The 21354-nt window shown below is 69.9% G+C and carries 18 protein-coding genes and 1 pseudogene; 11 read left to right on the forward strand and 8 right to left on the reverse strand.

The window, feature by feature from the left end:
- Positions 1-30 precede the first annotated feature (30 nt).
- Both ACFY9E_RS08815 and ACFY9E_RS08820 read right to left on the reverse strand, forming a co-directional pair.
- A complete protein-coding gene (locus ACFY9E_RS08815; protein ID WP_381461848.1) occupies positions 31-450 on the reverse strand; it encodes an organic hydroperoxide resistance protein in 420 nt (139 codons plus the stop codon).
- A gap of 95 nt (positions 451-545) precedes the next feature.
- Complete coding sequence (locus ACFY9E_RS08820; protein WP_390980795.1) at positions 546-1568, reverse strand: zinc-binding dehydrogenase; 1023 nt, start codon at positions 1566-1568, stop codon at positions 546-548.
- 100 nt (positions 1569-1668) lie between these two features.
- Here ACFY9E_RS08820 and ACFY9E_RS08825 point away from each other — a divergent pair, with 100 nt between their 5' ends.
- From ACFY9E_RS08825 to ACFY9E_RS08865, 9 genes are all read left to right on the forward strand, one after another.
- A complete protein-coding gene (locus ACFY9E_RS08825) occupies positions 1669-2118 on the forward strand; it encodes a MarR family transcriptional regulator (protein WP_390980797.1) in 450 nt (149 codons plus the stop codon).
- A 1690-nt stretch (positions 2119-3808) separates the two neighbouring features.
- Positions 3809-4972, forward strand: coding sequence for an enolase C-terminal domain-like protein (locus tag ACFY9E_RS08830; RefSeq protein WP_390980799.1), 1164 nt, complete (start codon positions 3809-3811; stop codon positions 4970-4972).
- Positions 4969-5973: an alcohol dehydrogenase catalytic domain-containing protein gene (locus tag ACFY9E_RS08835; RefSeq protein WP_390980801.1), complete on the forward strand. Its 1005-nt coding sequence runs from the start codon at positions 4969-4971 to the stop codon at positions 5971-5973. Before ACFY9E_RS08830 ends, ACFY9E_RS08835 begins: the two co-directional genes overlap by 4 nt.
- A gap of 127 nt (positions 5974-6100) precedes the next feature.
- The gene (locus tag ACFY9E_RS08840) at positions 6101-7069 is read left to right on the forward strand and encodes a hypothetical protein (protein WP_390980803.1); all 969 of its coding nucleotides are present in this window, start codon (positions 6101-6103) and stop codon (positions 7067-7069) included.
- Between the two features lie 141 nt (positions 7070-7210).
- Entirely contained in the window at positions 7211-8323 is a 1113-nt protein-coding gene (gene chvE, locus ACFY9E_RS08845) for a multiple monosaccharide ABC transporter substrate-binding protein (protein WP_390980805.1), read from the forward strand.
- A gap of 45 nt (positions 8324-8368) precedes the next feature.
- Positions 8369-9919 (forward strand): multiple monosaccharide ABC transporter ATP-binding protein, encoded by a 1551-nt coding sequence (gene mmsA / locus ACFY9E_RS08850; RefSeq protein WP_390980807.1) that lies wholly within the window; start codon positions 8369-8371, stop codon positions 9917-9919.
- Positions 9916-11160 (forward strand): multiple monosaccharide ABC transporter permease, encoded by a 1245-nt coding sequence (mmsB, locus tag ACFY9E_RS08855; protein WP_390980809.1) that lies wholly within the window; start codon positions 9916-9918, stop codon positions 11158-11160. Before mmsA ends, mmsB begins: the two co-directional genes overlap by 4 nt.
- A gap of 56 nt (positions 11161-11216) precedes the next feature.
- On the forward strand, positions 11217-12365 hold the full coding sequence (locus ACFY9E_RS08860) for a galactose-1-epimerase (RefSeq protein WP_390980811.1): 1149 nt from the start codon (positions 11217-11219) through the stop codon (positions 12363-12365).
- A 171-nt stretch (positions 12366-12536) separates the two neighbouring features.
- Complete coding sequence (locus ACFY9E_RS08865) at positions 12537-14360, forward strand: aminotransferase class I/II-fold pyridoxal phosphate-dependent enzyme (protein WP_390980813.1); 1824 nt, start codon at positions 12537-12539, stop codon at positions 14358-14360.
- Between the two features lie 89 nt (positions 14361-14449).
- Here ACFY9E_RS08865 and ACFY9E_RS08870 read toward each other — a convergent pair whose 3' ends face one another.
- From ACFY9E_RS08870 to ACFY9E_RS08885, 4 genes are all read right to left on the reverse strand, one after another.
- Positions 14450-15886: a family 43 glycosylhydrolase gene (locus tag ACFY9E_RS08870; protein ID WP_390980815.1), complete on the reverse strand. Its 1437-nt coding sequence runs from the start codon at positions 15884-15886 to the stop codon at positions 14450-14452.
- On the reverse strand, positions 15868-16854 hold the full coding sequence (locus ACFY9E_RS08875) for a family 43 glycosylhydrolase (RefSeq protein ID WP_390980817.1): 987 nt from the start codon (positions 16852-16854) through the stop codon (positions 15868-15870). Before ACFY9E_RS08875 ends, ACFY9E_RS08870 begins: the two co-directional genes overlap by 19 nt.
- 662 nt (positions 16855-17516) lie before the next feature.
- On the reverse strand, positions 17517-17975 hold the full coding sequence (locus ACFY9E_RS08880; protein ID WP_390980819.1) for a TIGR03618 family F420-dependent PPOX class oxidoreductase: 459 nt from the start codon (positions 17973-17975) through the stop codon (positions 17517-17519).
- A 67-nt stretch (positions 17976-18042) separates the two neighbouring features.
- On the reverse strand, positions 18043-18591 hold the full coding sequence (locus ACFY9E_RS08885) for a YciI family protein (protein ID WP_390980821.1): 549 nt from the start codon (positions 18589-18591) through the stop codon (positions 18043-18045).
- A 76-nt stretch (positions 18592-18667) separates the two neighbouring features.
- On the opposite strand from ACFY9E_RS08885, the pseudogene ACFY9E_RS08890 reads away from it, so the two are divergent.
- Together ACFY9E_RS08890 and ACFY9E_RS08895 are read left to right on the forward strand one after the other, a co-directional pair.
- Positions 18668-19416: pseudogene (locus ACFY9E_RS08890) on the forward strand (alpha/beta fold hydrolase).
- Between the two features lie 32 nt (positions 19417-19448).
- Entirely contained in the window at positions 19449-19886 is a 438-nt protein-coding gene (locus ACFY9E_RS08895; RefSeq protein ID WP_390980823.1) for a hypothetical protein, read from the forward strand.
- A 19-nt stretch (positions 19887-19905) separates the two neighbouring features.
- Here the strand turns inward: ACFY9E_RS08895 and ACFY9E_RS08900 are convergent, their stop codons facing one another.
- Together ACFY9E_RS08900 and ACFY9E_RS08905 are read right to left on the reverse strand one after the other, a co-directional pair.
- Complete coding sequence (locus tag ACFY9E_RS08900; RefSeq protein ID WP_390980825.1) at positions 19906-20559, reverse strand: DUF4360 domain-containing protein; 654 nt, start codon at positions 20557-20559, stop codon at positions 19906-19908.
- A 298-nt stretch (positions 20560-20857) separates the two neighbouring features.
- Positions 20858-21316, reverse strand: a complete 459-nt coding sequence (locus ACFY9E_RS08905; RefSeq protein WP_390980826.1) for an Rrf2 family transcriptional regulator — start codon at positions 21314-21316, stop codon at positions 20858-20860.
- Positions 21317-21354 lie beyond the last annotated feature (38 nt).

Genomic DNA, 21354 nt, shown 5'->3' on the forward strand with positions numbered 1-21354 from the left:
GTGCGGCCTCCGTCCGTGCAACGACTGTCGTCAGACCAGCGTCACGGTGATGTTGCCGCGCGTCGCCTTCGAGTACGGGCACACCTCGTGGGCCTTCTCGATCAGCGACCGGGCGGTGCCCCGGTCGGCCTTCGGGATGTCGGCCGAGATCTCGACGATGATCCCGAAGCCGTCCCCGTTCTTGCCGAGGCCGACCTTCGCGGTCACGGTCGAACCGGTGAGGTCGGCGCCCTCCTGGCGGGCGACGACACCGAGAGCCCCCTGGAAGCAGGCGCTGTAGCCGGCGGCGAACAGCTGCTCCGGGTTGGTGCCGGCGCCGCTCCCGCCCATCTCCTTCGGCGGGTTGACGACGACGTCGAGCGTGCCGTCATCGGTGGCGACCCGTCCGTCGCGCCCGTTCTCTGCGGTGGCGACGGCGGTGTACAGGACGTCGGACTGCTGGATCGGCATGCGGTTGTGTTCCTTCGGTCGTCCGCCGCGGCTCGCGCCCGGGCCGGGACGGATTCGGAAACAAGTTACCGCATGCCGAAAACCTTATGAAGGCGTCAGAGCTTGACGATCATCTTCCCGGTGTTGTCGCCCCGCAGAACACCCAGGAACGCCTCCAGGTTGTTCTCGATGCCCTCGACGACGGTCTCCCGGTACTTCAGCTCGCCGGAGGCGACCCAGGGGGCGACCTCCTGCACGAACTGCGGCTGCAGGTCGTAGTGGTCCCCGACCAGGAAGCCCTCGATACGGCCGCGGGTGGCGATCAGGCGGGCGAGGTTCTTCGGTCCCGGGGCGGGCTCGGTGTTGTTGTAGACGGAGATCATGCCGCAGACGGCGATCCGGCCGCCCTCGTTGAGGGAGCCGATGGCCGCCTCCAGGTGGTCACCGCCGACGTTGTCGAAGTAGACGTCGATCCCGTCGGGGGCGGCGGCGCGCAGCTGCTGGGCGACGGGCCCGTCCTTGTAGTTGAAGGCGGCGTCGAAGCCGTACTCCTCCACGAGGAGCTTCACCTTCTCGTCCGACCCGGCGGAGCCGATGACCCGCGAGGCGCCCTTCAGCTTGGCGATCTGCCCGACCTGGCCGCCCACGGCACCGGCGGCGCCGGACACGAAGACGGTGTCGCCCTCCTTGAAGGCGGCGGTGCGCAGCAGGCCCGCGTAGGCGGTGAGGCCGGTCATGCCGAGCACACCGAGGTACGTCGACAGCGGCGCGGCCTCCGGGTCCACCTTCACGGCGTTCTTCCCGTTGACGACCGCGTACTCACGCCACCCGAAGAAGTGCAGCACATGATCACCGACGGACAGTCCCTCGGCGTTCGAGGCCACGACCTCGCCGACCGCGCCGCCCTGCATGACCTTGCCGATCTCGAACGGGGCGACGTAGGACTTCGCGTCGCTCATCCGGCCGCGCATGTACGGGTCCACGGAGAGGTACTTGTTCCGGACGAGGACCTGCCCCTCGCCCGGCTGCGGGACCTCCACCTCGACGAAGGCGAAGTCCTCGGGCTTCGGCCAGCCGACGGGGCGGCTCGCCAGGTGCCACTCGCGGCTGACGGCGGGGAGGGTGGGGGTGTCGGTCATGATGCGCCTTACCTCACTGGCTCGATGAATGCTTCAGTACCTGAAACAACCATGCTCCTGAAAATTTCAGGTTGTCAAATAACCGGGTACCCTCGAGGGCATGGCCTCCACCACCCCGACGCCCCGCGACACGACCAACCACCCGGATCCGCTGACCCTCGAGGTCGTCGAGCTGATCGGGGAGGTCGTGGCGCGGTTCCACGAGGACTACGAGTCGGCGGCTGCGGAGCATGCCCTGACCGGCGCGCAGGCACGGCTGCTCAGCCTGCTGTGCCTCGAACCGCTGCCCATGCGGAGGCTGGCCCAGCAGCTGAAGTGCGAGCCGTCCAATGTGACGGGCATCGTCGACCGGCTGGAGGCCCGGGGGCTGGTCGAGCGGCAGCCGGCTCCCGCCGACCGCCGGGTGAAGGTGGCGGCCGCCACGCCGGAGGGGCGGCGGGTGGCCCGGAGCCTGCGGGAGTCGCTGCGGTTCGCCCGGGAGCCCCTGGCCGGGCTTTCCGAGGGTGAGCGGGTGGCGTTGCGGGACGCGCTGCGGCGGATGCTGGGCTGAGGCCCCGCCGCCCTCGGGTGCCTGCCCGAGGAGCTCCGCACCGCGAGCGGGCCGGCACTCCTTCGCCCGGCACTCCTTCGCCTGGCGCGACGAGGCGGCCCCGGGCCCTCGCGAGCGCGACGGCCCGCCGTGTCCTGCCCGTCGACACCCTCGTCCCGGTCTGCGCAGACGACGAAGACCGGCGACCCCGGCCTCGGCCGGGGCGACACACCGACGATGTCGAGCGGCACGTCTCGCTCCTCGACGGAACCACGGCCCGGGACCGAACGCCGAAAGGCGCCAGGGGGCGCTCCGCTAGTCGCGCCGTCCGCCCGGAAGGCGGGCCCTGCGGTGTCCGGTGCGCACTCCCGGCGTGCCGGGCGTCGCGGGGCAGGCGGGACTGTGCGGACACCCCCTGGGGCACATCGTTTCGATCAGGCCGGCCGTGAGGCTCGGCTCCCGTCAGCCGAGCCGAGCCGGGCCCGGTGCGTGCAGCGGCGAGGCGGAGGAGGGCGGCGACGCGCTCGGGGCCTCTCCCGCCCAAGTGCGGAAACCCGTGGGGGAGTTGGCAGCCGGCGACAACGCCCCACACGGGCGCACCGGGCTCCGCGACGCCAACACGATGCGAACGACAGACCCTAAGTGCACCACCACAGGAACCGGTTGCACGTCTGGGACGGGGTGGGTTCCGGTTCGGGTGCCGGGGTGGTCGGGTCCGAGGTCGGCGTCGGGGCCGGGGCCGGCGGAGCGGCCGTGGGGGCGGCGGTCGGGCGGTCGGGGGAATCGCCCGCCGTGGCCGACTCGGCGTCCTTGCTCGGCTCGTCGCCCTTCGGGGACTCCGACGCGCCGTCCTTCGGGGACGCCGACGTGGAGGGTGAACCGGATGCGTCCGGGGACGGGGAATCCGACGCGCCGTCAGCCCCCGTCTCGCCGCCCGGGGCGCTGCCAGGCTCCCCCACCTCGGCCGACGCGTCCCCGTCCGGGGACTCGCCTCCGGCGGCGGCCGGCCTGGGTGTGGAGCTAGGGGCGTCCATGCCGAGCTCCGCGAGGCTCAGGCCCCCCGCGGCCAGCACGAACCCGGCCGCCACGAAGAGGGTCCTGCGCCGCCGCCGGCGGTGCGCCGCGGCCTTGCGGTCCCGCCGGCTCGCCCCGCCCGGGCCGTCGGCGGCCGGCCCGCGCCCCCGCCCGCGGCGACGCGCGGCACGTCCCAGGTGCTCGCCGTCGCCCTCGTCCTCGTCCTCGCCCTCGTCGTCGCCGTGTGCGTCGTCCGGCGCGTACGGCTCTGCGGGCCCTTCCGGAGCGTCGCCCGTGCTCCCCGACGCGGTGGCGCCGTAGCCGCCGTACTCCGGCTCGGGCCGGCGCAGCGCTTCGGCCGAGGTGCCGCACCCCGGGCAGGCAAGGGCGCCGTTGAGGTGCCGACGGCACGGGTCGCAGTAGTCCATGACGCGGGAAGATTAAGTTCCGCGCCGGTCACGTTCCTAGATCCATCTGTGAAGGTTCTGTAGGGACACGCCTCCTCGAGGGTTTCGAAACTGTCGAAACCGTTATGCGCGCGACCCATTGACACCCCCGCCGCCCGATCCTTACTGTCACGCCAGCATTTCGAACGTGTGCCGAAATCTCGAACAGTCCGAGTCGCCGGAGCACGAACGGGACGCTGACGGAACAAACTGACAGAACTGAGCCGACGAACCTGCGAGGGACAACCGCCGTGCGCATCACCGGAATCAGCACACACGTGGTCGGGACGCCGTGGCGCAACCTGACGTACGTCCAGGTGCACACCGACGAAGGCATCACCGGAGTCGGCGAGACCCGGATGCTGGGACACACCGACGCCCTTCTCGGATACCTGAGGGAGGCCGAGGCCAATCACATCCTCGGGTCCGACCCCTTCGCTGTCGAGGACCTCGTCAAGCGCATGAAGTACGGCGACTACGGCCGTGCGGGCGAGATCGTGATGTCCGGCATCGCCGTGATCGAGATGGCCTGCTGGGACATCAAGGGCAAGGCCCTGGGCGTCCCCGTCTGGCAGCTGCTGGGCGGCAAGGTCACGGACAAGGTCAAGGCGTACGCCAACGGCTGGTACACCACCGAGCGGACCCCGGAGGCGTACCACAAGGCCGCCCAGGGGGTCATGGAGCGCGGCTACCGGGCACTGAAGATCGACCCCTTCGGCACCGGGCACTTCGAGCTGGACCACAAGGAGACGCTGTACGCCGTCTCCCTGATCGAGGCCGTCCGCGACGCCATCGGCCCCGAGGCCGAGCTGATGCTGGAGATGCACGGCCGCTTCTCCCCCGCCACGGCCGTGCGCCTGGCCAAGGAGCTGGCGCCGTTCAAGCCGGCGTGGCTGGAGGAGCCGGTCCCGCCGGAGAACCTCAAGGCGCTGGAGAAGGTCGCCGCCAAGGTCGACATGCCGGTCGCCACCGGTGAGCGCATCCACGACCGGATCGAGTTCCGCGAGCTGTTCGACAGCCAGGCCGTCGACATCATCCAGCCGGACGTCGGCCACATCGGCGGCATCTGGGAGACCCGCAAGCTCGCGGCGACCGCCGAGACGCACTACATGCTGGTGGCTCCGCACAACGTGGGCGGCTCGGTCCTGACCGCCGCGTCCCTTCAGGTCGGCTTCACCTCCCCGAACTTCAAGATCCTGGAGCACTTCAACGACTTCGCCGACGCGGAGATCAAGAAGGTCGTCAAGGGCGCCCCGCAGGTGAACCCGGAGGACGGCTGCTTCCACTTCTCCGACGCCCCGGGCCTCGGGGTGGAGCTGGACGTCGACGCCGCTGCCGAGTTCCCGCAGCAGCAGGCCCGGTTCGACCTCTGGGCGGAGGGCTGGGAACAGCGCAAGCCGAAGGGCTCGCAGTGAGCACCGCGGTCGTCGTCGACGCCCCGGGCGAGCACCGGCTCGTCCCGCACGAGCCCCGGCCGCCCGAGCCGGGCGAGGCCCTCGTGCGGGTCCACGCCTCGGGCATCTGCGGCAGCGACCGCGAGGTCTACCAGGGCAACCGCCCCGAGGGCTATGTGCGCTATCCGCTGACCCCGGGCCACGAGTGGTCCGGGACGGTGGAGGCCGTGGGCGCCGGTGTCCCGGCGTCCCTCGTCGGCCGCAAGGTCGTCGGCGAGGGCTTTCGAAACTGTCAGGTCTGCGACCGCTGCCACGCGGGCGACACGACCCTGTGCACGGCCGGGTACGAGGAGACCGGGTTCACCCAGCCGGGCGCGATGGCGGCCACGCTGACCCTCCCGGCCCGCCTCCTGCACGCCCTCCCGGACGACTGCGACCTCACGGCCGCCGCCCTCCTGGAGCCCGCCGCCTGCATCGCGGCCGCCGCGCTGAAGGGCAACGCACAGCCCGGTGAGCGCGTCGCCGTGGTCGGCACCGGCACCCTCGGCATGTTCGCCGTGCAGTTCCTGAAGGCGAACTCGCCGGCCGAGCTGCTGGTGGTCGGCACCCGCCGGGACCGCGAGGCGCTGTCACGGCAGTACGGCGCGACGGACTTCCGGACGAAGGACCAGGAACTCCCCGACGACTTCGACGTGGTGATCGAGACGGCCGGGTCCGCGGACGCCGCCCGGATCTCGGCCGGTCTGCTCAGGCGGGGCGGCCGGCTGGTCCTGACCGGCATCCCGGCGCCGGACGCCGACGGTCTCGACCCGACCGACCTCGTCGTACGGCAGCTGGAGGTGCACACCGTGTTCGGTGCGCCGCCGGACGCCTGGGCGCACACGGTGCGGGTGTTCGCCGCCGGTCTGCTCGACCCGCTGCCGCTGGTGACGCACGAGCTACCGCTCACCGAGTTCTCGCAGGCCATCGAGCTGGTCGGGGCCGGCGACCCGAAGGTGGGCAAGGTCCTGCTCCGCCCCTAGACGTACGCCGGTACGGGGGCAACCTGACGGCTCCCGTACCGGCGTACACCCAACTTTGCCGTACCCCTTGCCTCGGCGCCCCAGAGCCGCGAACATCGTCCGACATATCGAACCGAAGGACATTCCCGTGACCGACGCTTCCGCTCCGGCAGCACGCAGGCCCGGTGAGCAGGCGCTCACCGCCCTGGGCCTGAACGCGCCCGCTCCCGACCCCGCCGACGCCTCTCCGCACTCCTTCCCGGGCGGCGGCCGCTGGCGCACCGAGATCCCCTCCTGTGAGGGTCCCGAGGCACTGGCGGTGGTCCTGAAGGAGGCCTCGCGGCTGGACGTACCGATCCACCGGATCAGCCAGGGCAGCGGCGTGTGGATGCTGTCCGACGCCGAGATCACCGAGATGGTCGAGGCGACGGCCGAGCGCGACATCGAGCTCTGCCTGTTCACCGGGCCGCGCGGCACCTGGGACATCGGCGGGTCCACGCGCACCGACTCGCGGGGCGCCGGACTGCGTGCCCGCGGCCACGACGCCGTCGCCGGCTGCGTCGAAGACGCCGTCAGGGCCACGGAGCTGGGCGTCAAGTGCCTGCTCGTCGCCGACGAGGGCGTGCTGTGGACGCTGCACCGGGCCCGGGCCGCCGGGATCATCCCGGCCGACACGACGCTGAAGGTCTCCGCGCTCATCGGCCCCGTCAACCCGGCCGCGTACGCGGTCTACGAGCGCCTCGGCGCCGACTCGGTCAATGTGCCCAGCGACCTGACGCTCGATCACCTGACCGAGATACGACGGGTGTCGAGCGCCCCGATGGACATGTACATCGAGGCCCCCGACGACCTCGGCGGCTACGTCCGGATGTACGAGGTGGCCGAACTCATCAGACGCGGGGCCCCGTTGTACCTGAAGTTCGGCCTGTCCAAGGCCCCCGGGATCTACCCGTACGGGCACCACATGCGGGAGTTGACGCTGGCCACCGCCAAGGAGCGGGTGCGCCGCGGCCGGCTCGCCCTGGACCTGCTGGCCCGCCACGGCGCGGACGGCGACATGGCACCGCTCGGGTCCCGGATGCCCGGCGATCTGCAACGGTTCGAAATCTCGGCATAACGTTCCGGAAACTCGGCTTCACAAAAGAAGACACAGCCGACCACAATCCGACACATCTCTTCTCGGTCTTTCCGGCACGACCACCCGGAGCGACTTCGCGCCTCCCAGACCGAGCCCTGCCACAGATCAAGGATGACGATCATGCGTAACCGCAGAGCCGCCCTCACCGCCATAGCCGGAGCCGCGTCCCTCGCCCTGACCCTGTCCGCCTGCGGTCAGAGCGGCGAGGGTGGCGGCAAGGAGGCCGAAGGGGACACCAAGGGCGCCACCATCGGCATCGCGATGCCGACCAAGTCCTCCGAGCGCTGGATCGCCGACGGCAAGAACGTCGTCGCGGACCTGGAGTCCAAGGGCTACAAGACCAAGCTGGTCTACGGCGAGGACGACCCGGACCAGCAGGTCTCGCAGGTCGAGAACCTGATCACGCAGGGCGTCAAGGCGCTGATCATCGCCGCGATCGACAACAAGTCGATGAACAACGTGCTCCAGCAGGCCAAGGACGCGAACATCCCGGTCATCTCCTACGACCGCCTGATCCTCGGCACGCAGAACGTCGACTACTACGCCTCGTTCGACAACGAGAAGGTCGGCGAGCTCCAGGGCAGCTACATCGTCGAGAAGCTCGGCCTGAAGGACGGCTCCAAGAAGGGTCCCTTCAACATCGAGCTGTTCGCCGGCTCCAACGACGACAACAACACCCGCTACTTCTTCCAGGGCGCGATGAAGGTCCTGCAGCCCTACATCGACAAGAAGCAGCTCGTCGTCCGCTCCGGCCAGACCAAGCTCAACCAGGTCACCACCCTGCGCTGGGACGGCGGCACCGCCCAGAAGCGCATGGACGACATCCTGACCTCGGCCTACAAGAGCCAGCGGGTCGACGCCGTCCTCTCCCCCTACGACGGCATCTCCATCGGCATCCTGTCGGCGCTGAAGTCCGACGACTACGGCTCCAAGAGCAAGCCGCTGCCGGTCGTCACGGGCCAGGACGCCGAGGTCGCCTCGGTGAAGTCGATCATCGCCGGCCAGCAGTCGATGACCGTCTACAAGGACACCCGCCAGCTCGCCAAGGTGTCCTCGAACATGGTCGACGCGCTGCTCAACAAGAAGAAGCCCGAGGTCAACGACACCAAGACCTACGACAACGGCGCGAAGGTCGTTCCGGCCTACCTGCTGGAGCCGGTCGCGGTCGACAAGGCGAACTACCAGAAGGAGGTCGTCGACTCCGGCTACATCAAGGAGAGCGACCTCAAGTAGTCCCCGCCACCGACCGAGATTCACCACTGATTGGAAGGCACGACCATGGCGGGACCCGTCCTGGAAATGCGCTCGATCGTCAAGACCTTTCCCGGCGTCAAGGCGCTGTCGGACGTCACACTGACCGTCCAGCAGGGCGAGGTCCACGCCATCTGCGGGGAGAACGGCGCCGGCAAGTCGACCCTCATGAAGGTCCTCTCCGGCGTCCACCCGCACGGCACGTACGAGGGCGACATCCTCTTCGAGGGTGAGGTCTGCCAGTTCAAGGACATCCGGGCCAGCGAAGAGCGCGGCATCGTGATCATCCACCAGGAACTGGCGCTGGTGCCCTACCTCTCCCTCGCGGAGAACATCTTCCTCGGCAACGAGCACGCCACCCGGGGGATCATCAGCTGGACCGAGACGCTGCGGCACGCCACCGAGCTGCTGCGCCGGGTGGGTCTCGGCGACCACCCCGACACCCGCGTCGCCGACATCGGCGTGGGCAAGCAGCAGCTCGTGGAGATCGCGAAGGCCCTGTCGAAGAAGGTGAAGCTGCTCATCCTGGATGAGCCGACCGCCGCCCTGAACGACGAGGACAGCGGCAAACTCCTGGATCTCATCCTGGAGTTGAAGAAGCAGGGCATCACCTCGATCATCATCTCCCACAAGCTCAACGAGATCCGCAAGGTCGCCGACTCGGTGACGATCCTCCGCGACGGCCAGACCATCGAGACCCTCGATGTGAAGGCCGCGGAGACCACCGAGGACCGGATCATCAGCGGCATGGTCGGCCGCGACCTGGAGAACCGCTTCCCCGAGCGGTCGCCGCACGAGCCCGAGGAGGGCGCGGCACCCGCCCTGGAGATCCGGGGCTGGACCGTGCACCACCCGATCGACCAGCAGCGCAAGGTGTGCGACGACGTGTCGATCCACGTGCGGCGCGGGGAGATCGTCGGGATCGCCGGTCTCATGGGCGCCGGCCGCACCGAACTCGCGATGAGCGTCTTCGGGCGGACCTACGGCCGGTACGCGGGCGGCACCGTCCTCAAGGACGGCAAGGAGATCCGTACGAAGTCCGTCCCCGAGGCGGTCAAGCACGGCATCGCCTACGTCACCGAGGACCGCAAGCACTACGGCCTCAACCTCATCGACACCATCAACCGGAACATCTCGCTGAGCGCCCTGGGCAAGGTCGCCAAGCGCGGTGTGGTCGACGAGCACGAGGAGCGGCAGGTCGCCGAGGGCTTCCGCAAGTCCATGAACATCAAGGCGCCGACGGTGTTCGAGCCGGTGGGCAAGCTGTCCGGCGGCAACCAGCAGAAGGTCGTCCTCAGCAAGTGGATCTTCTCGGGTCCGGACGTGCTGATCCTGGACGAGCCGACGCGCGGCATCGACGTCGGTGCCAAGTACGAGATCTACACGGTCATCGACCAGCTGGCCGCCCAGGGCAAGGCGGTCGTCTTCATCTCCTCCGAGCTGCCCGAGCTGCTCGGCATGTGCGACCGCATCTACACGATGGCCGCGGGGCGGCTGACGGGTGAGTTCTCGCGGGCCGAGGCCTCCCAGGAATCGCTGATGCGTCAGATGACGAAGGACAAAGAGGTAACCCGATGAGCACGGACGTGACCGCCAAGAGCCCGGCCCCCGCGCCCCCGGGCAAGAGCGGAGGGGCCGCGGCCGACGGCCTGCTGCAGCTGGTGATCGACGGCATGCGCCGCAACATGCGGCAGTACGGCATGCTGATCGCGCTGGGCCTGATCGTGGTCCTGTTCGCCGTCTGGACCGACGGTGACCTGCTGCTGCCGCGCAACGTCTCCAACCTGGTGCTGCAGAACAGCTACATCCTGATCCTCGCGATCGGCATGATGCTGGTCATCATCGCCGGCCACATCGACCTGTCGGTCGGCTCGCTGACGGCCTTCGTCGGGTCGATGGCCGCCGTGTTCATGGTCAAGCAGGACCTGCCGTGGCCCCTCGCCGTGGTGCTGTGCCTGGCCGTGGGCGCGGTCGCGGGTGCCGTACAGGGATTCTTCATCGCGTACGGCGGCATACCGTCGTTCATCGTGACCCTGGCGGGCATGCTGATCTTCCGCGGTCTGACCGAGATCTTCCTGGAGGGCCAGACCCTCGGCCCGTTCCCGGACGGGCTGCAGAAGGTCGCCAACGGGTTCCTGCCCGAGGTCGGCCCGAACACGAACTACCACAACCTCACCCTGCTGCTGGGCTTCGCGATGATCGCCTTCGTGATCTTCCAGGAGGTCCGTGACCGCAAGCGGCAGCAGGAGTTCAACCTGGAGGTCCCGCCCGCCAAGCTGTTCCTGCTGAAGCTGGTCGCGATCGGCGCCGCGGTGCTGACGCTCACCATGCTGCTGGCCAGCTACAAGGGCGCCCCGATCGTGCTGCTCATCCTGGGCGTGCTGCTCGTCGGCTTCGGCTACGTCATGCGCAACGCGATCATCGGCCGCCACATCTACGCCATCGGCGGCAACCTCCCGGCGGCCAAGCTGTCGGGTGTGAAGGACAAGAAGGTCACCTTCCTGGTCTTCCTGAACATGGGCATGCTCGCGGCCCTGGCGGGTCTGGTCTTCGCCGCCCGCTTCAACGCGGCCTCTCCCAAGGCCGGCCTCAACTTCGAGCTGGAGGCGATTGCGGCCTCGTTCATCGGCGGCGCGTCGATGAGCGGCGGTGTCGGCACCGTGCTCGGCGCGATCATCGGTGGCCTGGTCCTGGGCGTGCTGAACAACGGTATGAACCTCGTCGGCATCGGCACCGACTGGCAGCAGGTCATCAAGGGCCTGGTGCTGCTGGCGGCGGTCGGGTTCGACGTGTGGAACAAGCGCAAGGTCGGTTCATAAGTCAGATCGGGGCCCCGCCACCAGGCGGGGCCCTCTCCTTATCGGGAGCCGCACACATGGAACTGAACAGACGCACGGTCATCGCGGGAGCAGCGGCGGCGGGCATAGCCGCCACCACGCTCGGCGGCACGGCGCACGCCACGGGAGGCAGGAAGCCGGTGAAGACGCTCTTCGGCAAGCTGGCCGACGGCACCAAGGTCTACAGCTGGTCGCTGGAGAACGGCGGCACCCGCCTGAAGGTCCTGTCCTGGGGCGGTGTCGTCCAGTCCCTGGAGATCCCCGACCGTCGCGGCCGGTACGCCAACGTCTCCGCGGGTTTCGACAACCTCGAGGACTACGTCGCGAAGACCCCGTACTTCGGCGCGCTGATCGGCCGTTACGGCAACCGCATCGGCAAGGGCAAGTTCACCCTCGACGGCAAGAACTACCAGCTGTCCGTGAACGACGGCGAGCAGAGCCTGCACGGCGGCACCCAGGGTTTCGACAAGCGCGTGTGGGACGTCGAGCCGTTCACCAAGGGCTCCGACGTCGGTCTGCACCTGTACTACACGAGCGTCGACGGCGAGATGGGCTACCCGGGCACGCTCAAGACGAAGGTGACGTACACGCTCACCCGGCACGGCGACTGGCGCATCGACTACGAGGCCACCACGGACAAGGCCACCGTCGTCAACCTCACCAGCCACGTCTACTGGAACCTGGCCGGCGAGGGCAGCGGTACGATCGAGGACCACGAGCTGCACATCGCGGGCTCCCGCTACACGCCCACCGACGCGGGCCTGATCCCGACGGGCGAGCTGGCCAAGGTCGCGGGCACGCCGTTCGACTTCACCCGGGCCAAGCCGATCGGCCGGGACATCCGCGTCTCGCACCCGCAGCTGGTGACCGCCAAGGGCTTCGACCACAACTGGGTCCTCGACAAGGGCATCACCGCCCGGCCCGAGCACGTCGCGACCCTGCGCGACCCTGCCTCCGGCCGCAGCCTGAAGATCGCCACGAACGAGCCGGGCCTGCAGTTCTACTCCGGCAACTTCCTCGACGGCACGCTGACCGGCCCGTCCGGCCGCACCTACCGGCAGGGCGACGCGCTGTGCCTGGAGACGCAGCACTTCCCGGACTCGCCGAACAAGCCGAAGTTCCCGTCGACGGTGCTGCGACCGGGGCAGACCTACCGGACGACCACGATCCACACGTTCGGCTGCTGAGGCCCCTGACAGGCCTTCACAGAAGGAGCACATGTTCCGACCGTTTTCCCGACGGTTGAACAGTGCCTCCGTGGTCTCCGTATGAGAGGGCGGCCCGCGCTCCCCCGCGCGGGCCGCCCTTGAACGTCGGGCCCGGCCGTCCCCAACGGGCCCGCCTCATACGGAGGTTCCATGGCCGACAACGTCACGTCGCTGTTCCGCAGTACCGCGGCACACAGCCCGTCGATGGCGGCTCTGACACGCGAGGGCGGCGAGGGAGCCGGCCCCGTGGACTTCTGTATCCCCTGCAACCCGTACTTCCCGACCCCGGCCATGTTCGAGGACATGGCGGGCCGGCTGCGCGACATCATCACGTACTACCCGAGCAGCGCCGACACGATCACCGCCGAGCTGTGCAGCCTGCTCCAGCTGCCCCCGCAGTGCGTGGCCATGGGCAACGGCTCGACCGAGCTCATCACCTGGATCGACCACCTGCTGGTGCGCGAGTCCCTCGCCGTTCCCGTCCCGACCTTCGGCCGCTGGACCGACCAGCCGATGGAGACCGGCAAGCGGGTCGACATGTTCCCGCTCCAGGAGTCCAATGGCTTCGCCCTCGACCTCGCGCAGTACGCCGAGTTCATCCGGGCCCGCGGCACCCGCGTCGCGGTGATCTGCAACCCGAACAACCCCGACGGCGGTTTCCTGCACAAGCACGCCGTCGTGCAGTTCATGGACGCCATGGCCGACCTCGACCTGATCGTCGTCGACGAGTCGTTCCTGGAGTTCGCGGACGCCGAGGCCGAACCGTCCGTCGTCCAGGAGGCGATGCTGCGGCCCAACGTCGTCGTGCTGCGCAGCCTCGGCAAGAACTTCGGCCTGCACGGCATCCGCTTCGGCTACCTCGTCGCCAACCCGGCGCTCGCGGGCCGGGTCCGTTCGATGCTCCCGAAGTGGAACCTCAACTCCTTCGCCGAGCACGTCGTCTTCATGCTGAAGGAGCACGGCGCCGAGTACGCGCAGAGCCTGACGCAGGTGCGCCGCGACCGCCTCGACATGGCCGGCCAGCTCTCCTCCCTGCCCGGCCTCACGGTCTACCCGTCGCAGGGCAACTTCCTCTTCGTGCGCCTCCCCGTGGGCGCCGAGGGCACCGTGGTCCGGGACCGGATGCTCACCGAGCACCGGATCCTGGTCCGCGAGTGCGGCAACAAGATCGGTTCGTCCAGTCGCTTCCTGCGTCTCGTGGTGCGCCCCCAGGTGGACGTGCGTCGCCTGGTGTCCGGCCTGGAACAGGTGCTCTACGGGACGTCCAGGAGGGGAGCCGCCGTACCCGAGCTGGGCAACGGGACCAGCTACAGCTCGGGTACGGCGGCCGTGGACCGTCTGGTGAGCGAGACGAACGGGTCGGGCATGCGGGGGCTCGCGGCGCAGGCCGTGGGGATGGCCGCGGCGCCGGCTGCCGCCGGGGGGCCGGGGCTCGCCGCGGCTCCGGCTGCCGCGAGCGCGGGTGCGGGCGGCCCGGGGTTCTCCCCCGCGCCGGTGCCCACGCCCGCGGCCGCGAGTACCGGTGCCGGCGGTGGGCCGGGACTCGCCCCCGCTCCGGCCCCCGCCCCCGTTCCGGTCACCGGCATCGGCGTGCCGCTCCCCGCCGCCGCGTCCGCCGTACCGGCGGGCACGACCGGTGGGATGCCGATGCCGGCTGCGGCGCAGATGCCGCAGCCCCAGATGCCGCAGTCGGTGCCGCAGCCCGCTCCCCAGCCGATGGCCGCCCCGGCACCGCCCCTGGCGCCGGCGGCCCAAGCCCCGGCACCGGCCCCCATGCCCGCGCCGACGCCCATGGCCGCGCCGACGCCCATGGCCGCGCCGTTCACCGGGCCCACGCCGCCCGGTGTCCCGGCCCGGGGTGGGCTGACGGCCGCGCAGGTGCGGGGTACGAACGGGCTGACGCCGGCGCCGGCCACGGGGTGGCCCGCCGCGCAGAACTGGCCCAACGCGGCGGGGATGGGGCAGGCCGGATAGCGCGTTCTCGCCGTAGGCGGATTCTGTGACCGGGCGGGCGCGGGGTCCGTCGTGGCTTGTCTCGCGGTTCCCCGCGCCCTCCGAGGTGACTACACCGCCGTCAGTTTCCACTGCTGGCAATTGTTGTTGCGCCATGTCCACTGGCGTACGTCAGCGCTGTCCGCCGTGGAGCAGTCGGCGACGTCGGCCACCTTGCCCGTGGCCTGATTGACGATGCGGACGTGGCCGCCGTCCGTGGCGACGAACCGGAACCGCTGGCAGGTGTTGTTCAGCCAGGACCACTGGCGCAGGTCCGCGCCGTCGGCGGTCGAGCAGTCGGCGGTGTCCAGGACCTTGCCGGTGGCGACGTTCACCAGCCGGTGCGTGTCGTCGCCGAGGTCCTCCAGGCGCCAGCGCTGGTTGGCGCCTCCGTTGCACCCGTACTGCTGGACGTCGGCTCCGTCGGCCGAGGAACCGCCCGCCACCTCCAGGCACTTGCCGCTGTTGCGGTTGGTGACCGTGTAGGTCGTCGCGGCGGAGGCGGGTTCGCCGGAGGGTCCGGCGAGGGAGGCCCCCAGCCGCACCGGGGTACCGAGGTTCGGCGTGCCGTCGGAGTTCCAGGTGAACTTCTGCGCCCGGGTCGTACGGCCGTTGTCGCAGCCCTCGGAGGCGGAGTCGTTGGCGTGGTAGACGATCCAGTTCTCGCGGCCGTCGGGCGAGGTGAAGAAGCCGTTGTGACCGGGGCCGTAGACCCCGTTGGCATCGCTGCGCTGGAAGACGGGCGTGGACTTCTTGGTCCAGGAGGAGGCGGACAGCGGGTTGGAGCCGGTCAGCTCCAGTTGCCCGAGCTTGTAGTCGGGCGTCCAGCAGCCGCTCGCCGAGTAGATCAGGAAGGTCCGGCCGTTTCGCTGCAGGATCTCCGCGCCCTCGTTGACCGTGCCGCCCTGCCGCTCCCAGGCGTACGTCGGGGTCGAGATCGTCGAGTACGAGCCGCTGACGGTGTACGGGTTGGACATCGGGGCGATGACGACGTTCTGCGTCCCGCCCGTGTTCGCGCTGCCGAGCATGTACAGCCTGCCCCCGACGTTCAGCACGCTCGGGTCCAGCATCCACGCGCTGTTGAGCTGCCCCTTGTAGGTGTACGGGCCCATGGGGTCGGACCCGGCGCTCTCCAGCACGTGGCTGCGCTGCGTCGGGTTGTAGTCGGAGACGTTCTGCCCGGCGACGTAGTACAGGTACCAGCGGCCGTTGAGGAAGTGCAGCTCCGGCGCCCAGATGTTGCAGCAGCGGGAGGCGGCATCGCCCTTCCACACCTGCACGCTGGGCGCGGTCGAGAGCCCGGCGAGGGTGGTGGATCTGCGGACGGTGATGACGTCGGTCCAACTGGTCGTCACCAGGTAGTAGTTGCCGTCGTGGTAGGAGATCCAGGGGTCGGCGCCTTTGACGGACTTGACCGGGTTGGAGAAGGAGGCGGCGCTCGCGGAGGGCTGGCCGAGGCTCAGCGCGAGCAGCAGGGCCGCCAGCAGGGTCAGTAGGCGACGGGCCATCCGCTGCTCCAGTTCAGGAGGTTGATACCGAGTTTGGGTGTGCCGCCGGCGTTGCCGTCGTAGTAGTGGTAGACGATCAGGTCGCCGTCGCCGTCGTTCATGATCGACTGGCCGCCGGGGCCGATGACGCTGCCGTGCGACTCGAGGACGGGCGTGCCGCCGTTGTTCATCAGGTCGACGCCGTTCTTGTCGCGGTACGGCCCGGTGACGCTGGATGCTCGCCCGACCTTGACCTTGTACGTCGAGCTCGTCCCGTTGCAGCAGGTGTCGTACGAGGCGAAGAGGTAGTAGTAGCCGCCTCGCTTGACGATGAAGGGCGCCTCGACGGCCTTGGTCCCGGTGGGGCGGGAGGCGAGCGAGTACCGCGTGGTGCTGCCGGCCAGTTGCTTCCCGGTGGACGGGTTGATCTGGATCATCTTGATGCCGGTCCACCAACTGCCGAACGACAGCCACCACTTGCCGTCGTCGTTCACGAAGAGGTTCGGGTCGATGGCGTTGAAGTCGCTGCCGGAGTTCGAGGTGTAGACGGTGCCCTGGTCGGTCCAGCTTCCCGGCTGGCCGGTGCTGGAGGTGGCGAGGCCGATGGCGGAGGTGTTCGAGCCGAACTTCGAGACGGAGTAGTACATCAGGTACTTGCCGCCGTGGTACGAGATGTCGGGCGCCCAGGCCTCCGGGACGGAGGAGTAGGTCCGCCACCAGCTCGGCCTGCTGGAGAAGGCGTCGCTGCCGTTCCGGAAGGCGGTGCGGTCGCTCGAGGTCTTGTTGGCGATGCCGCCGCCGGTGGCGTACAGCAGGTACTGCCCGGAGGAGGTGCGGATCATCGACGGGTCGTGGGTGACGACGTCACCGGTGACCCGGCCCGGGTTGGGGTACGCGGACGCCGTGCCCGGAATCAGCGCCAGGAGGGCGGCGGCGGGGAGGGCGAAGAGGGCGGTTCGCCTGCGGAGGGTGCGGGGACTGCGGCTCATGCGGGTCCTCTCCTTGCGGTGGGGGTGAAAGGCTGCTCGATATCTCGAACAGCGATCGCAAGTTCGAACGGACCGTAGAATCGAACCCCTTGCGCGTCAATGCTCCGCGCAGCAACAACCGCGAGCGGCTCACCCCGGGCGCGTACGCCGACAGGCCGGCGACCGCGGGACAACCCCCGCGCCGACGCGGCGCGTCAGCGTTCGGGAGGTGCGCCATGCGACGGTTCCGGCCGGGCGAGGTGGCCGCGCGACGTGGCCTGTTCCGCCGGAAGGTGTGGAGCGCCCACGCCCTCCGGGTGGCCGAGGACACGACCCGAGGCACGGGTCGTGGGGCGCCGCCCCGGCTCCGCGGTACACACCTGCGGTGGGTCCCGCCGGAGGCCTGGTTCAGCGTGAACGCCTTCTGGTCGCAAGGGGACTGGAAAGACGAGGACGAGTACGCACAGGGCCGCCGGCTCGGCGTGGTGAGCCCGAGGGATCACCGGGCGGTCGGGGCGGCCCGGGAGGAAGCGGTGGCGATGATCGGCAGCCGGGGCGGGCCGTTCGCGGCGGAGGGCGGCTGGCGGAACCGGCGCCCCGCTCCCGACACGCCGGCCCCTCCTTGCCGCGCGACGTCCAGACCCACGGTCTCGCCTGACCGGTGATCGGCGGCGGACGGCGACTCAGCCGTCGATGTCGAGTGCCGTTCCGTACAGCCGGTCGACCTTCAGCCGGATGACCACGCGGCGTTCGTCCACCAGGTGCCGCAGGAAGGTCTCCTCGTCCTCCGGCCTGGCGGACGGCGGGATCATGGCGAGGAGTTCGCGGCCCACCGGGTCGCCCGGAGTGGTCGTGATGTCGGAGATCTCGGCCTCGCCCTCGGCGACGGCGAACGACCACACGTCTCCGCCCTGGACGTGCAGCGCCGCACGCGGGTCGCGGCGCAGGTGCGCGAGTTTGACGCGGTCGGCCGTCGTGGAGAACCGCACGATGCGGGCCTGGGGGTCCCAGCTGTACACCATGGTGGTCAGGTGCGGGTGGCCGCTGCGCTTGACGGTGGCGAGCGTGCCGAACTGCTGTCTGCCGAGCAGGTCGGAGAGTGCTTCGTCGGACAGGGGGCGGGGTGCCGGTCTCTGGGTCATGTCGCGCTCAACACCCGCCAGACGCAAGGAATTTCACACCCGCCCCACAGGACACTTCGACGGGTCGTCACCGGCGTCCGCCGAACTCCCAGTCGTGCACCTCGACGACGGCGTACCGCTCCCGGGTCAGCACGGCACGTGCCGACTCCGCGTCCGGGGCCCGGACCAGCGCAGCCGTACCGACCCAGATGTCGCCGTCGTCGGACAGCAGCGGCCCGTACGCGATCAGGTCGTCGCGGCCGGGCGGTACGTCGAGGTCGGCGCCCGGGCCTTCACCGAGGCCGAGTACCAGGTACTGATGGCCCTCCGTACGGCTCCCGGGGAAGTCCCACATGGTGCGCCCCAGCAGGTTGCGCCACCGCCGCAGCAGGACGTCCCGGTACACGCCGGCCTGCTGGTTGGGCTCGTCGAAGGCGAACGCGCGGGCGGCGGCGGGGTCCGGCAGATCGACGATGTGGACGCTGCCGGTGGGCGTCTCCCCGTCGGCGGCGAACGTCGGCCCGCGGGCGATCAGTTCCGCCTCGTACCGGTCCATGTAGGCCCAGTGCGCCTCCCCCAGTTCCTCCCGCAACGGCAGGGAGCCGGACCGGTCACGGTGATAGCAGAAGAACTCCATGGTGCGAGACCCTGCCACCTCCACCGCTGGCTACTGTCGTTTCTCCGCCAACTCGTGACCGCAGGAGATGCAGACAGTGCGCAGCGCCGCCGTGACGCCCGAGGGCGATCGAATCCGCTGGGTCGACCTTCCGGGGCAGGAGCCGCCGCGCGTCTACGTGCACGGCCTGGGCGCCACCTCGCCGGCCTACTTCACGGAGGTCGCGGTCGATCCGAGGCTGGCCGGGCGCCGCTCACTGCTGCTGGACCTCCTGGGTCACGGCATCAGCGACCGCCCGGCGCACTTCGACTACACACTGGAATCACACGCCGACGCGCTCGCCGGCGCCCTGACCTCGGCGGGTGTCTCCGGCGCAGAGCTGATCGCCCACAGCATGGGCGGCTCGGTGGCGATCGTCCTGGCGGCCCGCCACCCCCACCTGGTCTCCCGGCTGGTCCTGATCGACCCGGTTCGTCGGGCAGCAGCGGTATCGCCGCCTATTCCGAGGAGGAGTTCGTGACGGGCGGCGGCTGGGAGGAGGTCCGCGACCGGGTCGGTCCCCACTGGTGGTCCACGATGCGCCTGGCCGGCCGGGAGGCCCTGCACCGCAGCGCGTTCCACCTCACGCGCGGCACCGACCCCACCATGCGCGAGCTCCTGCTGGAGCTGACGATCCCCCGCACCTTCCTGCTCCCGCAGTCCGAAGGCCCGCTCCCGGGCGCCGACGCCCTCACCGAGGCCGGAGTGTCCGTCGTCGCGATCCCCGACTGCGGCCACAACATCATGCTGGACAACCCGGAGGCCTTCGTGACGGCCACCGCGGCGGCGCTCACGCCCCTGGACTGACCGCCCCCCATCGAAGAGTGAGGATTCCCGCCATGCGCTACGCACGATCAGTCAAAGGCGCCGTCACCGTCGCGGTCTCCACCGCGACCTGTCACTCCCTCATGTACGCCGGCTTCGCGGGGGCACGCGACAGCGCGGCCGCGAGCGAGGACGCCATGTGGGCCGGCGCCTTCGAGTTCCTGCTCACCACGGCCGCTTCATGGATTCTCATGCCCTTCCTGCTGTGGGCCGGCATGGGGGTGATGAGGGAGAGCGGCAACACCGTCCTCGTGCTCGTCGGCGGGCTGGGCTGGGCGGTGCTCTCCGGGTACTTCACCGACGACATCGACCGCCCGGGCGGGCACATACCGCTCCTGGCCCTCACCGCCTACGTGCTTCTCGGTACGGCGCTGGCCGGGGCGGAGCCCGGTCACCGGCCGGACGACGCTCACGACCACGAAGGGCGGCCCACCGGACCACGGGCCCGGTGAGGCCGCCCCGTTCACACCGTCACGACTTCTTCGGGCACTCCTTCCACGCCAGGTGGTACACCGTGCTGATGTCCCCGTCCGTGGAGTCCATGGTCATGAAGCTGACCTTGTCGGCCGACTGGGTGCCGGCGTTGACTCGGATCTCGGTGTTGATGTTGAAGTTGCGCTGGACTCCGCAGGGCGCGTAGACCAGTTGGGCCCAGTCCGTCTCGTCGGTGGCCTGCCAGTTGTCGTTGAGGGGGCCGCTGAAGGGGTGGTTCTTGTACACCGTGCTGGGCGAGCCCTGGAAGTAGTACGAGGCCCGCTGGGAGGCGCTCGCGCCACGCTGGAGGGCGGCGAAGCCCCGGTAGTCCGCGCTCGCGATGGCGTAGGTGAAGCCGCCGGGGACGTGGACGACCAGGCTGAGCTGGCAGTTCCTGCGGAACGCGGTCGGGTCGGAGTTCCCGCCGGCCTGGGCGAGGTAGTCGCTGTAGGTCACTGTGAACGCCGTGTTGTCCTCGGAAACGGCGACCGCCGCCGTGCCCTGCGGGCAGCCGGAGCCGTTCACCGTGGCGACCTTGATGATGATCTTGTCCGGGGGCGGGTCGTCGAACCCGGAGGACGGGGATTGCGCGGGAAGTGCGCTGGTGAGCAGCGCGGCGATCGCGCCGCTCAGGAGCAGGCCACCGGCCATGGTTCTCCCATCCGTTCGTGGGGGGTGGATCGTGAGGGTAGATGAACATGCACATGTCAGAGCGGCAAGTGCACGCACCCCCACCTGTGACCGTTCCATGAAGGAGATGTGAAGAGCGGGGGCGGTCGCATCGTACGCAGGGCGGCAGGGGTGGGCCAGGTCGCTGTCCGGCCATTCACACTGGCGGGAATTCACCCGGGTACCGGCAGGCGCATAGGGTGCGTTGCACCAGTGCGTCAGAGCGAGGACCGAGGACGGAATGAGGACCACGCACCGCGCGGCACCCGGCCGCCACCCCTCAGGGGTTCTCCCAGGCCGCCGGTTCCGCCGCCAGCCGCTCCACCGGCTCGGGCAGCGTCCCGGCCGCGAGGTCGGCGATCGTCACGCCCTCCAGGATCCTGCGCACATTGGCCCGCAGGGCGATCCACAACGGCAGCAGCGGCTCGGCCGTGCCGGAGTAGGCGAGGCCGGTCGGCCGCTCGCCGCGCACCGAGACGATCGGCCCGTCCACGGCCCGGATCACGTCCGCTACCGTGATCTCCGCGGCCTCCCGGGCCAGCCGATAGCCGCCGCCCCCGCCGCGCCGGCTGTCGACGACACCGCCGCGCCGCAGATCGCCGAGGATCCCCTCCAGGAACTTGTGGGGGATGTCCTGCGCGGTGGCGACGGCCTCCGCCTTGACCGGCCCCTCCCCCTGCCGGACGGCCAGCTCCACGACCGCTCGTACCGCGTAGTCCGCACGTGCCGAGATCCTCATAGGACCATTGTCGCCGTCACCCTGTAGACATTGAGCAC

Origin of the sequence: Streptomyces sp. NPDC012466, assembly GCF_042955215.1 — a bacterium.
Classification (GTDB): Bacteria; Actinomycetota; Actinomycetes; order Streptomycetales; family Streptomycetaceae; genus Streptomyces.